Origin of the sequence: Qipengyuania seohaensis, from assembly GCF_002795865.1 — a bacterium.
GTDB classification, from domain to species: domain Bacteria; phylum Pseudomonadota; class Alphaproteobacteria; order Sphingomonadales; family Sphingomonadaceae; genus Qipengyuania; species Qipengyuania seohaensis.
In genome coordinates, this window is the sequence record NZ_CP024920.1 from 2,058,867 (window position 1) to 2,071,500 (window position 12,634).

The 12,634-nt window shown below is 63.5% G+C and carries 14 protein-coding genes; 6 read left to right on the top strand and 8 right to left on the bottom strand.

The window, feature by feature from the left end:
* Positions 1-21: 21 nt before the first annotated feature.
* The 3 genes from CVE41_RS10080 to CVE41_RS10090 form a co-directional block, all read right to left on the bottom strand.
* Positions 22-801 (bottom strand): hypothetical protein, encoded by a 780-nt coding sequence (locus CVE41_RS10080; protein ID WP_100261484.1) that lies wholly within the window; start codon positions 799-801, stop codon positions 22-24.
* 84 nt (positions 802-885) lie between these two features.
* Positions 886-1,581, bottom strand: a complete 696-nt coding sequence (locus tag CVE41_RS10085; protein ID WP_100260527.1) for a DUF4230 domain-containing protein — start codon at positions 1,579-1,581, stop codon at positions 886-888.
* On the bottom strand, positions 1,548-2,438 hold the full coding sequence (locus tag CVE41_RS10090) for an MBL fold metallo-hydrolase (protein ID WP_100260528.1): 891 nt from the start codon (positions 2,436-2,438) through the stop codon (positions 1,548-1,550). The genes CVE41_RS10085 and CVE41_RS10090 overlap by 34 nt, the downstream gene beginning before the upstream one ends.
* 62 nt (positions 2,439-2,500) lie before the next feature.
* Here CVE41_RS10090 and glpK point away from each other — a divergent pair, with 62 nt between their 5' ends.
* On the top strand, positions 2,501-3,964 hold the full coding sequence (gene glpK, locus CVE41_RS10095; protein ID WP_100260529.1) for a glycerol kinase GlpK: 1,464 nt from the start codon (positions 2,501-2,503) through the stop codon (positions 3,962-3,964).
* Here glpK and CVE41_RS10100 read toward each other — a convergent pair whose 3' ends face one another.
* Positions 3,965-4,426 carry a DUF1465 family protein gene (locus tag CVE41_RS10100; RefSeq protein ID WP_100260530.1) on the bottom strand — a complete coding sequence of 154 codons (462 nt, stop codon included), beginning with the start codon at positions 4,424-4,426 and terminating at the stop codon, positions 3,965-3,967.
* Positions 4,427-4,501: 75 nt separating this feature from the next.
* The gene (locus tag CVE41_RS10105) at positions 4,502-4,711 is read right to left on the bottom strand and encodes a YdcH family protein (RefSeq protein WP_100260531.1); all 210 of its coding nucleotides are present in this window, start codon (positions 4,709-4,711) and stop codon (positions 4,502-4,504) included.
* Positions 4,712-4,863: 152 nt separating this feature from the next.
* On the opposite strand from CVE41_RS10105, the gene CVE41_RS10110 reads away from it, so the two are divergent.
* The 5 genes from CVE41_RS10110 to tilS all read left to right on the top strand — a co-directional run bounded on the left by CVE41_RS10110 (position 4,864) and on the right by tilS (position 10,325).
* Positions 4,864-5,019 carry a YdcH family protein gene (locus tag CVE41_RS10110; protein ID WP_100260532.1) on the top strand — a complete coding sequence of 52 codons (156 nt, stop codon included), beginning with the start codon at positions 4,864-4,866 and terminating at the stop codon, positions 5,017-5,019.
* 82 nt (positions 5,020-5,101) lie between these two features.
* Complete coding sequence (gene ptsP, locus CVE41_RS10115) at positions 5,102-7,372, top strand: phosphoenolpyruvate--protein phosphotransferase (RefSeq protein ID WP_100260533.1); 2,271 nt, start codon at positions 5,102-5,104, stop codon at positions 7,370-7,372.
* A 138-nt stretch (positions 7,373-7,510) separates the two neighbouring features.
* A complete protein-coding gene (locus tag CVE41_RS10120) occupies positions 7,511-8,362 on the top strand; it encodes a helix-turn-helix domain-containing protein (RefSeq protein ID WP_100260534.1) in 852 nt (283 codons plus the stop codon).
* Positions 8,363-8,518: 156 nt separating this feature from the next.
* Complete coding sequence (locus CVE41_RS10125) at positions 8,519-9,379, top strand: tetratricopeptide repeat protein (RefSeq protein WP_232725855.1); 861 nt, start codon at positions 8,519-8,521, stop codon at positions 9,377-9,379.
* 1 nt (position 9,380) lies between these two features.
* A complete protein-coding gene (tilS, locus tag CVE41_RS10130; RefSeq protein WP_100260536.1) occupies positions 9,381-10,325 on the top strand; it encodes a tRNA lysidine(34) synthetase TilS in 945 nt (314 codons plus the stop codon).
* Here the strand turns inward: tilS and CVE41_RS10135 are convergent.
* From CVE41_RS10135 to glk, 3 genes are all read right to left on the bottom strand, one after another.
* The gene (locus CVE41_RS10135; RefSeq protein WP_100261485.1) at positions 10,322-10,969 is read right to left on the bottom strand and encodes a L,D-transpeptidase family protein; all 648 of its coding nucleotides are present in this window, start codon (positions 10,967-10,969) and stop codon (positions 10,322-10,324) included. The two genes, tilS and CVE41_RS10135, sit on opposite strands and share 4 nt — an antisense overlap.
* 85 nt (positions 10,970-11,054) lie before the next feature.
* Positions 11,055-11,666: a bifunctional 4-hydroxy-2-oxoglutarate aldolase/2-dehydro-3-deoxy-phosphogluconate aldolase gene (eda, locus tag CVE41_RS10140; RefSeq protein WP_100260537.1), complete on the bottom strand. Its 612-nt coding sequence runs from the start codon at positions 11,664-11,666 to the stop codon at positions 11,055-11,057.
* Positions 11,663-12,634, bottom strand: a complete 972-nt coding sequence (gene glk, locus CVE41_RS10145; RefSeq protein WP_100260538.1) for a glucokinase — start codon at positions 12,632-12,634, stop codon at positions 11,663-11,665. The genes eda and glk overlap by 4 nt, the downstream gene beginning before the upstream one ends.

Here is a 12,634-nt window from a genome sequence, read left to right on the forward strand (position 1 = left end):
GCGAGGGGGTTCCGCGAACCGCTACATTGTGAAGCCGGGCGGGAGAAACGCTTCCATCGGGCGCTCCGCTCCGGGCGTCCCTGCAATAACCCAATCGGTGACCGCGTATCCCAGCGGAGAATACGCAAACAGCATCGAGGCGACGAACACACCGGCGTAGATTCCGAGGCCCCACCAATAGGCCGGATGGACGCGGCCGAGCTTGCGCTTGTCGGCGATCATGCCGATCACGGGAAAGATCATCGTGATGATGGTGGTGATGATCCACGCGTTGGGTATCATCAGCGGCAGGGGCAGCAGGCGCCCGACGCCCGGCCCCAGCAGGATGGCCATGGAACACAGCATCAACCGCCGGTGCCAGCCCGTATAGCGTTGTCTCAGCAGCGCCCAGAAAGCGAGGAAACCGAAGCACCAGACCAGCGCCAGATTGCTGATGAGAAATTCGTTCACATCGAAAAAGAATGGGCCGCCGGTTCGCTGCGCGACGACAACCATGATGAGGGATCCGGCAGCCAGCATGACCGGCAGCAGAAGATAGGCGAATTTGCCGAGCTTGCGGTGGAGAGCCCAATTGCCCGACGAGGCCGTGAAGTGCTGGGCGAGGTACAGCCCGATCCAGGACATGAAGATGATGCCGTGGACGTGATAGGCCCAGGGGACGTTGAAGCTGGACCGGCCCATCGCAAGATTGAGCGAGAAGCCCGCGACGATAATCGTCGACATGACTACCGCCATTATGGTGAAAAAGCGGGTTTCGCCCCGAATAGCGCTCGATCCGGAATGCGCAGCAGTAGATGCCATGGTCGTTCCCTCCCCCAAGTTCACGCGACCATTTATGTTTATCGTTATGTCGCGAAAGCTATCGGGGGAGCGGAGGGCCGTCAATCAGTCCGCTGGTGTTTCCCCGTCGAAACGAACATTGACTGTTATGTTCTCGTAGCCCGCGACTTGGAGCGGGATGGCGAGGTTCTGACGCACCGCCTCTTTGGCAGCACCGCGCGCCATGGCGATAACCTGCGGGTTCTTGGCAAATTCCGCCGCCTTGCGTTCAGCCTGTCGCGAGTTGTTGCGGGCAAGATCGCTGCTCGCATCGCGGCTGACGTAAGTGCCTTCGGTGAAGGTGGTCTGCGATCCTTCGTCGAGATTGGGGCGCGAAATCTTTAGTGCAGGCAGGATTACCCCGAGCGTGTCGCTGGCCTCGTCCCATTCGAAGCGGTCGCGATCCATTCGCGATAGGTCGAGCCGATATTCGACCGTCGCCGGAATGACTGCCGCCTGCCTGCTCTCAAGCAGGTCGACGCCAAAGACACCACGCTTGTCGACGCTTTCCGCCACAACTTCGAAGCGAGAGGAGAAAACCGTAAGCGAATTCTGTTTCTCGAACGCAAGCATCGCGCTTCCAACCGGATCGCCTTCCTCCTGGTAGAAGAACGCGCGCCAGCCCAGCCATGCACATGCGGCAATCAGGAAGATCACGATGAGCCACGGAACCGCCTGTACCCGCGCGAGCGATTGCTCCTTGCGCGGTTTCGTGACGATGCCGGTTTCTAGGGTGTCTGTTTGCTCGGTGTTGTTTGCCATACCTCTCCAGAACGCTGCACCAGTCCTCGGCGTTCCAGATCGATGAGATGGGCGGTAACCGACATCCTGGCCGCGCCATGCAGGCGCGCATCGAGCCCCTTGTACATCCTGGGTACGAAACCGGCGGCTTCCAGAGGGCCGTCCTCCAGGTGGCGCAGGATCTGGTTCTCGCGCTGGCGGCGATGGCCGATCATCCCCCGGACCATCTGGCGCGGCTTCTCGATCGCTTCACCATGGGCCGGATAGAAAACGCGGTCCTCGCGGGCGTAGAGTTTTTCGAGGCTGGCCATGTAATCGGCCATGTCCCCGTCGGGCGGCACGACGACGCTAGTGGACCAGCCCATGACATGGTCGCCGGTGAACAGGGCGCCGCTTTCCTCCAGCGCGAAGCATAGGTGGTTCGACACGTGGCCGGGCGTTGCAACGGCGCGCAATGTCCAGCCCGGGCCGGTCATCGCCTCTCCATCGGCCAGCACGCGGTCGGGTTCGTAGGTGCGGTCGAACGACGCGTCGGCGCGCGGACCGCTATCGTCGAGGACGAGTGGGGCACATCCGACGATGGGCGCACCCGTACGCGCGGCAAGGGGGCGGGCGGCAGGCGAGTGGTCGCGGTGCGTGTGCGTGCACATGATCGCGCAGACATGCTCGTCACCGATGGCCGCATCCAGCGCCAGGAGATGCTCGGGATCGTCCGGACCCGGATCGATCACCGCACAGCCGCCGCCGATGCCGACCACGTAGGACTGCGTCCCCGTATAGGTATAGGGCGAGGGGTTGGGGGCGAGCACGCGCCTGACCAGCGGTTCGAGCTGTTGCGCTTCGCCCGTGGGCCATGGTTTGGGAGGAGGACCTGCCATGGGGTTGCATATGGGGGAGGTGGCGGTTCATGTCACCACCTGCCGGTGAAGAGGGAGAAATCATGGCCGAGTGTATTCTTGTTCTCGACGCGGGAACGACGTCCACCAGGGCGATGGTCTTCGACAGGCAGGGCGGGCTGGAGGCGGTATCTCAGGCCGAACTGACGCAGCACTATCCGCGCCCCGGCTGGGTCGAACACGATGCGGCGGAAATCTGGGAAAAGACGCTCGGCTGCATGCGCGAAGCAGTGGGCGAGGACGCTCGACGGATTGCGGCCATCGGCATCACCAACCAGCGCGAAACCGTTGTCGCATGGGACCGCAACAGCGGCGAGCCATTGGCACGCGCCATCGTCTGGCAGGATCGCCGGACTTCGGATTTCTGCGCGAAGCTGAAGGATGCGGGGCACGAACCGTCGGTCCAACAGCGCACCGGCCTGCTGCTGGACCCGTATTTTTCGGGCACGAAGATGCGCTGGATGCTCGACAATGACGAGGCGGTGCGCGCTGCGCACGACAACGACACGCTCGCTTTCGGAACGGTCGAAAGCTGGCTGGTTTTCAAGCTGTCTGGCGGAACTCATATTTCGGATGCCAGCAACGCCAGCCGGACCCTGCTGCTTGCGCTTGATGGTGAGCAGTTCGACGAGGATCTGTGCAAGCTTTTCGGCGTTCCGCGCGAAAGCCTGCCACAGGTCGTCGATACGCATGGCGAACTGGCCGTCGCCACGGATGAATGGCTGGGGCAGGCGGTCCCCATCACCGGTCTCGTGGGCGACCAGCAATCGGCGACGATCGGGCAGGGCTGCCTCTCGTTCGGCGAAACCAAGGCGACCTACGGAACCGGCGCCTTCGTCCTGACCAACAAGGGCAGCGACATTCCCCGCTCGGATCACCGGCTTCTCGGCACGGTCCTGCACCAGTCGGGCGGCCAGCGGACCTATGCGATCGAGGGCGCCTGTTTCGTGGCGGGCAGCCTGATCAAATATCTGCGCGACGAACTGGGCCTCATAGAAAGCGCCGCGCAGACGGAAGAACTGGCACGGTCCATCGAGGACAGCGGCGAAGTGGTGATCGTGCCTGCGCTTGCCGGACTTGGCGCGCCGCACTGGATGCCCGAAGCGCGCGGCGTCATCTCGGGTCTCAGTTTCGCCAGCGGCAAGGCGCAGATCGCGCGCGCTGCGCTGGAGGCGATGGCGCACCAGACGCATGATCTCGCGCAGGCATTCGCCGCCGATGGCGCACCTTGGGCGAGCCTGCGTATCGACGGCGGGATGAGCGCCAATGACTGGATGGCGCAAGATCTCGCCGACATTCTCGATATCGATGTCGAGCGGCCCGAGTTCGTGGAGACGACCGCGCTTGGTGCAGCGGTCTGTGCGGCCGTCGGGGCAGGGCTATATCCCTCGCTCGAAGCGGCCGCGGCGCAGATGCGCGGCAAGGCCGATACCTTCAAGCCGTCGATGGATGCGGATGTGCGCGAAGCCCGGCTCGCACGCTACGCCAAGGCGCTCTCGGCAGCCTGATCAGGCGGCGCCGAACGCGTCGGCTATGCGCCCCTGGAGGCTGCCGACCGGATCGTCATTCGCCGCGTCTCGTGAGCGTTGTTCCCGGTCGAGACGTGCCACGCGGCCATGCAGGCGCTCGGTGTCGCGGATCAGGGACCGCACCTTGAGCGGAAGCCGCGCCATGTTGCGCGGGTCGGAAGGGCGCTCTTCGCCGAGCGTGCCGTGTTTCTTCAATTGCTCGCGGCTCAGTTCACCGGAGAAATAGGCGCGCTGGTTGAGCAGCCATGCCAGGGAATTCATTACCCGCGTCGTCGTGCGAAGGGCTTCGATCGACATTGCGATGCGGACTTCATTGGCTTCAAGGACCGGGTCCTGCGCATCGCTCAGGTCGAAGGCGGCGCGTGCCTCATCCGCCAGAAGCAGCGCTTCGGCGTAGAGTTCTTCCACGATTTGCTGGGTTATGGCTGTGGATGCGATCATGTGTCCGGGCCGATAGAGCAATACGCGTTAATGTGCCAACGCGGTGGCGGGCTTGTCCCGCTAAGAGACGCGCGCTCAGGCGATGATATCGGGAATGAGATTGTCCTCGATGATGGAAATGCGGTCTTTCAGGATCAGCTTGCGCTTCTTCAGTCGGGCGATCTGGAGCTGGTCGGTGAAGCCGCCCTGGTCGCCCGCTTCGGTCAGCACGGCAATTGCAACATCGAGGTCGCGATGCTCGCTACGCAGCATTTCCAGGCGTTTGCGCAGCTCTTGTTCGTTCACGATCGTCTTCCCAAAATCTCGGCCTGTCGCATGACCCTAAGGAGGGGCTTTGTAAATTCGAAATAGTATGATTTGATAATCGGTCTGCGGCTCGTTCCGCAATGGCACGAGTCGCTTCTAATGGGTCGCAAGCTCACGAAGGAGACAACCCGATGCACTCATCACATGTCGACGCACTGAAGGCCAAGCACGCCGGGCTCGAAGCTCGCCTGCACGATGAACAGACCCGCCCGGCGCCCGACATCGCGATGATCCAGAAGATCAAGAGGCAGAAGCTTCGGATCAAGGAAGAACTGGCCGCCAATTAAGGGGGCCGCATCGAAGGCGGGGCATGGCCTCGTGCCACCGTCCCGCTTTCGCAAGCCACCAATCTTGCTATAGCTGCGAGCCATGTCAGCAGTTGCATCAGCTCGCCAGATTCTCACGCGCCTTCACGAAGTTATGGCTGGGCGCACGCACGCCCAGCACAAGCTGGATCGCGTGGTCGAGATCATTGCCGATGCGCTGTCGAGCGAAGTGTGCTCGATCTACCTCCTGCGCGAAGGAATGCTCGAGCTGTTCGCCACCCGCGGCCTCAATCCGGAGGCGGTTCACGTCACGCGTATGGGGATCGGCGAAGGGCTGACCGGGACGATCGCCCAGAACATCGAAACCCTGAACCTGGCGGAAGCGAAAGCTCACCCGGACTTCCTCTATCGCCCTGAAACGGGGGAGGAAAAGTTCCATTCGTTTGCCGGCGTTCCCATCGTCTATCGCGAACGCGCGGTCGGCGTGCTGTGCGTCCAGCACATGGAACCTCGCAAATACGAAGAGGTCGAGATCGAGGCGCTGCAGACCACCGCCATGGTCCTGTCCGAACTCATCGCGCACAAGGAACTCGTGGATGACGAAGCCGATCTCGGTTTCGGCGAACCATCGACCGAGATGGAAGTGTTCGATGGCCTGACCCTGGTGAAAGGCCTGGCCGCCGGTGCTGCAGTCTTCCACCAGCCGCGGATCGAAATCGATCAGGTCATGGCGGAAGACGTCGAGGCCGAACGCCAGCGTGTCTACCGGGCATTCGACAAGATGCGCGACCAGATCGACGCGATGGGCAAGGAGCCCGAATTCGGCAAGGGCGGCGAACATGTCGAGGTGCTCGAGACCTACAAGATGTTCGCCTATGACGAGGGCTGGAGCCGCCGGATCAACGAAGCGATCGACAGCGGACTGACTGCCGAGGCCGCGATCGAACGGGTCCAGCAGCGCACGCGCATGCGGATGCGCGAGATCGACGATCCCCTTCTCGCCGACCGGATGCACGATCTGGAAGACCTGTCGAACAGGTTGCTGCGCATCGTTTCCGGCCAGCTCGGAACGGCTGCATCGCAGGGTCTGAGGCGCGACACGATCCTGATCGCGCGCAACCTCGGTCCGGCTGAATTGCTCGAATACGACCGTCGCCGATTGAAGGGCGTAGTGCTCGAAGAAGGGTCGCTTACCGCCCACGTCGTGATCGTTGCGCGGGCGATGGGAATTCCTGTCCTTGGGCGGGTTCCCGGCTTCCGGTCCCGCGTCAGCGAGGGCGATGAAATCCTGGTCGATGCCGACAAGGGCACCGTAACGCTGCGCCCCACGCAGACCATGCTGGACGCGTTCGAGACGCGATTTGCGCGCAACCGCGAAAAGCAGGCGGCCTATGCCGAACTGCGCGATGTCGAACCGTTCACCCGTGACGGTACGCGCGTGATGGTGATGATCAACGCCGGGCTTCGCGACGATGTCAGTGCGCTCCAGCTTACCGGTGCAGACGGTATCGGGCTGTTCCGTACCGAATTCCAGTTCCTCGTCTCCTCGACGCTTCCCCAGCGCGAGCGGCAGATGCGGCTTTATCGCGACGTCCTCGATGCGGCGGACGGCAAGCAAGTCATCTTCCGCACCGTCGATATCGGTGGCGACAAGGCGGTGCCTTATCTCGACAACAACACTGCCGAGCGGGACGAGAACCCGGCCATGGGCTGGCGCGCCCTGCGCCTGTCGCTGGAACGCGAAGGGCTGCTGAAGGCACAGGCCCGCGCCCTGCTGGAAGCGGCAGCGGGACGGCAGCTTTCGGTCATGTTCCCGATGGTGTCCGAACCATGGGAGTTCGACGCGGCAAAGGCGATTTTCGAGGAGCAGGCCGATTTCCTCCGCCAGCGCCGCCGCCATATGCCCGAAAGCATCGAATATGGCTGCATGCTCGAAGTGCCCTCTCTGGCCGAAGTGCTCGACCTGCTCCTGCCCAAGGTGTCCTTCATTTCCGTGGGGACCAACGACCTGACCCAGTTCCTGTTCGCAGCGGACAGGGCGAACCCCAAGCTGGCCGAACGCTATGACTGGCTCAGCCCCTCGATCCTGCGTTTCATGGACCGGATCGCGAAGAACATGGTCGGCTCGAAGGTTCGCCTTGCAGTGTGCGGCGAAATGGGCGGCAGGCGGCTAGAAGCGTTGGCACTCATGGGGCTCGGCTTCACGCGGTTCTCGATTACGCCAGCAGCCGTTGGTCCGATCAAGGAATTGGTACGCAAGGTCTATCTGCCCGACCTTTCGGCGCAGATGCAGCGCTGGTTGCTCAATCCGCCGGCGGATATGCGAGCCGAGCTATCTCAATGGGCGGCGGACAACGACATCGACCTCGACTGATTTCGTCGCGTAGCGCGCGCGGCTCGTCCCCAAGGCGTGGTCGCGGCCCGATCAATGCTTGACACATGGGCCTGCTATCCCATTCTGGCGTCAACGGGAGCGGGAACACCCGCCGGGCACTAATCATTCGGGAATCGCATGGAAAAAGACGGCATCGTCGAAGAGGAGAGCGCGCGCATGGACCGCGTGGGTGACAGGCTGCGCGCTGCGCGCGAGGCGAAAGGCCTCGAGCTGGAGCAGGTCGCGGCAGAAACCCGGATTCCCCAGCGTCACCTTGAATCGATTGAGGCGGGCGACTTCGCCTCGCTGCCATCGCGCACTTATGCCATCGGGTTCAGCCGCACCTATGCGCGCACGTTGGACCTCGACGAGCGTGAAGTACTCGACCAGGTGCGTGCCGAGCTGGCAGAGCACCAGGGCAAGGCGGACTCCACACCTGCAAAGTTCGAGCCGGGCGATCCTGCGCGCGTACCGGGTCGCGGACTTGCCTGGTTTGCAGTATTCGCGGCGATCCTCCTGATGGGCGGCATTTACGCCTTTTACCGCAGCTACTTCGCTCCCGGGCTTGGGCCTGCACCCTTGCAGGATCCCGAAGAGCAATTCGCCGCAGCCGACAATCCGCAGGCGAGCGAGCCGGCTCCGGCCACGCAGCCGACCGGTGGCCCGGTGGTATTCACCAGCGAAATGGACGAGACCTGGGTCAAGTTCTACGACGTCAATGGGGAACGCTTGTACGAAGCGCAGATGAATACTGGCGACACATACACCGTGCCGAGCGACGCCGAGGGCCCGCAGATATGGACCGGACGCCCGTATGCGCTGGCGATCACGATCGGCGGGCGTTCCGTGCCCAAGCTTTCCGAAGAGGACGAGGTGGTGCGTGACGTCCCGGTGACGGCAGAGGCTTTGCTCGCCCGACCAGCCGCGCAGGAAGGGGCCGCAGATACGCCTTCCGCGCCTGCTGCCGGATCGGCGACACCCGCTACCTGATCACGGCGGAAAACCCGCTTCATCCCCTCGACAGTTTCGCGGGGGTAGGGCTAGATTCACATGGATTTCGTATTGAGGAGAACGGGCGTGACATCGACCCGCATTGCACGTGGTTTCGGACTTGGCGCATTTGCTGCCGCACTGGTGGCGACTTCCATGCCGGCTGCGGCACAGGACGATTCCCAGACGCGCATTCGTAAGCTGGAAGCCGAAGTCCGCGCCTTGCAGCGCAAGGTCTTCCCGGGCGGCGACGGACGCTATTTCGAGCCCGAGATTTCCGGACAGCCCGCCGCTCGCCCGAGCGTGAGCACGACGACATCGACGACTGCCGTGACCGACATTCTCGCGCGTCTCGATGCACTTGAAACCCAGCTCCAGCGGCTGACCGCCCAGTACGAGGTCGGCGGCAATGCAATGCGCCTGCTCGAAGAACGGATCGAAGCGCTCGAAGCGGCCAATGCTCCGGCTCCTTCGCCCACGCCTGCGGCCACCACGACTTCCGGCACGGCGTCGACCACCAGGCCGGCGACAAGCTCGACGCCTACGCCCACTCCGACACCCGCGGCCGCGCAACCCAGCGCGGAGCGTGTCGCGGCAGTCCAGGCGATCGCCAAACCGCAGACCGACGATGCGGCGGATGACGAATACTCCTACGGTTACCGTTTGTGGGACGCGGGCTTCTTCCCCGAAGCGCAGCAGCAGCTGACCCTGTTCGTGGAACGCTATCCCAGCCACTGGCGCGCAACCTATGGCCGCAACCTGCTGGGCCGCGCCTATCTCGACGATGGTAAGCCCAATGATGCGGCTCCCTGGTTCCTGCGCAATTATCAGGCCGACAAGAACGCGCCGCGTGCCGGCGACAGCCTGCTCTACCTTGCGGAAGCGATGATCGCGCTCGACGATACGAAGCGCGCCTGCATCGCCTTGGCCGAATTCGGCGAGACATATCCCGCACTCGCGGCAGGGCGTCTTCAGGGCCAGTACGAACGCAATCTCGGCCGCGTGACCTGCAGCTGACGTGGCCGTCGCCGATGAATTGATTGATCGATTCCTCGGCGACCTAAACCGGCTGCGCCTCGACCAAGGCGTTCTGGGCCTTGCCGTTTCCGGCGGGGCCGACAGCATGGCAATGCTGTTGCTTGCAGCCGAGGCCCTAGATCCCGAGGGGCTGGCAGTCGCGACGGTCGATCACGGCCTGCGGCCTGAAGCGGCGCAGGAATGCGCCCTGGTCGCAAATGCGTGCAGGAAGCTCGGCATCCCGTGTGAAGTCCTTGAGGCCGAAGTCGCTCCCGGTAACACGCAGGAACAGGCGCGGATTGCGCGCTATGCTGCACTTGGCGACTGGGCGCAACGGCGCGGTATCGCGACCATCGCGACCGCACACCACGCGGACGACCAGGCCGAAACCGTCCTCATGCGGCTCAATCGCGGCAGCGGGCTGGGCGGGCTCGCAGGCATTCGCTCGCGCACCCGGATTGAGGGGTGCGAGGCCGATATCGTGCGGCCGCTGCTGGGTTTCCGCCGGGATGAACTCCGCGCGATTGTCGAAGCGAGCGATTTCGATTTTGTCCATGATCCGAGCAATCTCGACGAGCGCTACGACAGGGTCAGGATGCGCAAGGCGCTGGCGCAAGCGGAGTGGCTGGACGCCGCCGCACTGGCGCGCTCGGCAAAGCATCTGGAGGAGGCGGAGCGTACGCTCCAGTCACTGGCGGACATGAGTTGGGAGCGCTCTGCGGACGTGAGCGGCAGTCAGATCCGCGTCCCCTATACGAACCTGCTCGACACCAATGCACGTCTCGTGCGCAGGGCAATGCTGACGCTGGGCGCGACAATCAGCTTGGGCGAGGTGATCGACTTCCTGAAGACCGGCCGCGACCGCGCCAATATCGCAGGCGTGCTCGTCGAAAGGCGCGATGAAAGCTATTTTTGCAGCAAGGAGCCACCCCGGCGCGGCAACTAGATGATAGGGTCACCCACGCCGATGCGCTTGCCATCGGTAATGATGACCTTGTCGCCTTTCTGCGCGATCTCGAAAATCCGGGCGGCTAGCGGGTCGGGAATGGCGACGCAGCCATGGCTGGCATAGCCGTTCTGCACTTCCGAGCCGCCGTGAATGGCAATCCCGTCCCATGTCAGGCGGAGGGTCCAGGGCATGGGCGCATTGCCGTACTTCTCCGAGACATTGTGCCGTTCCTTGGTGAGGATCGGGAATGTACCTGTGGGCGTGGGATGTTCGTCCGTGCCCAGCATCACTGCGGCGGCGCCGATTTCGTAACCATCGCGAAAGACGGAAATCGTCCGTGCCTCGAGGTCGACCGTGATCAGCAACGGACCTTCGGGCACGCCCTCGTCGTCCCAATGCCATTCGCCATACTTGATCGGCCCTTCGATCGGAAGGACACGCCGGATGGTGAAGGGACGCTTCGCATCGGCTTCCAGCTTTGCGAGGATCGCCGCTTCGGGCTGGAGCTTTGTGGGAGCCGCGGTTTCGGGCGCCTTCTCGAATTCAGGTTGCGCACTGCTCGTCACGCCAAACGCCAGTGCGGCGAGGCCGAGTGCGACCACAAGCGTGGTTCCGCCAATCCATCTGAGAATCGCGTTCATGCTTTTGTACATAGGGCAATAACCCGCGCTTTTCCATGAACGCAGCAGGTGCAGTCCCACGGCGGAACGGTCGTGGAAGCGGCGGTTACCGGCCCAGTTCGCAGGCCTTGCGCGCCATTTGCTCGACTGCGGCCTCGTCCACCGGACCGCGCGGGGCGACCCAGCTGCCCCCGACGCAGAGTACCGGGTCGAAGGCCAGCCACTCGCTTGCATTGGCTTCGGAGATTCCGCCCGTCGGGCAGAAGCGGCACTGGCCGAAGGGTGCCGCCAAAGCCTTGAGCGCGGGCAGGCCGCCTGCCGCCATGGCAGGGAAGAATTTGAAATGCGTGAGCCCGAGGTCGAGCCCGCGCATTATGTCGCCGGCATTGGCGATGCCGGGCAGGAAGGGGATGCCTTCGCGAATGGCTGCCTTGCCCAGCGGTTCGGTCAGTCCCGGCGAGACGATGAACTCGCTGCCCGCCTGGATGGCATTGGCGAGGTCCTGCTGGTTCGTCACCGTACCTGCACCGACGATCGCGCCGTCCACCTGCTTCATGGCGGTGATTGCATCGAGTGCGGCAGGGGTGCGCAGCGTCACTTCGAGGACGCGCAGCCCGCCGGCGACCAGTGCGCGGGCGAGGGGCACGGCGTGCTCCACCTCGTCCACGACGATTACCGGGATGACCGGCGCGGTTTTCATGATGTCGGCAATATTCATGCGTGTTCTCTTGCGAATGCGGCGGCTGCCCCGAACAGGCCGGGTTGCGGATGGGTGATGAGCTTGACCGGGATCGATGCCATCAGTTCCTGGAATCGGCCCTTGGACTTGAAGCGTTCTGCAAAGCCGGACTTGAGCAGTGTTTCGCGAATACGGTAGCCGAGGCCGCCTGCAATCACGACACCGCCGAAACCGCCCTGCGCCAGGGCAATGTCACCTGCGACGCTACCCAGCGACATGCAGAACCGGTCGACCGCCGCAGCCGCGAGGCTATCGCTGCCGTCCTGGCCGCGCGTCCAGATCGCGATATCGTCTTCCTCGGCGACCGGACGACCCTCCATCGCAGCAAGGGTTTGATAGATATCGGAAATTGCAGGTCCTGCGACCACGCGCTCCACCGATACGCGCGTATGGCGCTTGCGCAGGCGGGCGAGGATGGCGTCGTCGATCTGATCGAGCGGTGCGAAATCTATGTGACCGCCCTCCGTTGCCGAGACGCGGTAAGTGCCGTCAGGTTCGCGATAGAGATGCGCAACACCGAGGCCCGTGCCCGGTCCGAGCACGCTGAGGCGTCCGGTCGGCGCGAGCGGCTTGTCGGGGCCGGTGAGGTGGATGAACTGGTCCTCGCCCACACGCGCCACGGCGTGGGCCACGGCCTCGAAGTCGTTCACGATGCAGTAGTTCTCGACGCCCAGCTTTTCCTTTACGAGCGCGGGGCGGATGATCCAGGGATTGTTGGTGAAGCGGATCACATCGCCGCCTACCGGTCCGGCTATCGCCATGGACACGCGGGGGGGCAGGGTGCCGCCCATGCGATCGCGAAAATCTTCCCACGCGGTCTGGAAGCTGGCGTGGTCTTCCGTGTGGAGCGTCTCCGGCTCGTTCAGCGTGATCGTGCCATCGTCGCGGATGGTGGCGATGGTGAAACGGGCATGCGTGCCGCCGATATCTACGCTGACGAGTTCCAT

What these genes read in the sequence shown, in the direction of transcription:
- ptsP (WP_100260533.1), top strand. Translation starts at nt 5,102, where the DNA reads ATGTCAGCAGTTGCATCAGCTCGCCAGATTCTCACGCGCCTTCACGAA.
- CVE41_RS10085 (WP_100260527.1), bottom strand. Translation starts at nt 1,581, where the DNA reads ATGGCAAACAACACCGAGCAAACAGACACCCTAGAAACCGGCATCGTC.
- CVE41_RS10135 (WP_100261485.1), bottom strand. Translation starts at nt 10,969, where the DNA reads ATGAACGCGATTCTCAGATGGATTGGCGGAACCACGCTTGTGGTCGCA.
- glk (WP_100260538.1), bottom strand. Translation starts at nt 12,634, where the DNA reads ATGGAACTCGTCAGCGTAGATATCGGCGGCACGCATGCCCGTTTCACC.
- CVE41_RS10090 (WP_100260528.1), bottom strand. Translation starts at nt 2,438, where the DNA reads ATGGCAGGTCCTCCTCCCAAACCATGGCCCACGGGCGAAGCGCAACAG.
- glpK (WP_100260529.1), top strand. Translation starts at nt 2,501, where the DNA reads ATGGCCGAGTGTATTCTTGTTCTCGACGCGGGAACGACGTCCACCAGG.
- CVE41_RS10110 (WP_100260532.1), top strand. Translation starts at nt 4,864, where the DNA reads ATGCACTCATCACATGTCGACGCACTGAAGGCCAAGCACGCCGGGCTC.
- CVE41_RS10100 (WP_100260530.1), bottom strand. Translation starts at nt 4,426, where the DNA reads ATGATCGCATCCACAGCCATAACCCAGCAAATCGTGGAAGAACTCTAC.
- CVE41_RS10080 (WP_100261484.1), bottom strand. Translation starts at nt 801, where the DNA reads ATGGCATCTACTGCTGCGCATTCCGGATCGAGCGCTATTCGGGGCGAA.
- CVE41_RS10120 (WP_100260534.1), top strand. Translation starts at nt 7,511, where the DNA reads ATGGAAAAAGACGGCATCGTCGAAGAGGAGAGCGCGCGCATGGACCGC.
- eda (WP_100260537.1), bottom strand. Translation starts at nt 11,666, where the DNA reads ATGAATATTGCCGACATCATGAAAACCGCGCCGGTCATCCCGGTAATC.
- CVE41_RS10125 (WP_232725855.1), top strand. Translation starts at nt 8,519, where the DNA reads ATGCCGGCTGCGGCACAGGACGATTCCCAGACGCGCATTCGTAAGCTG.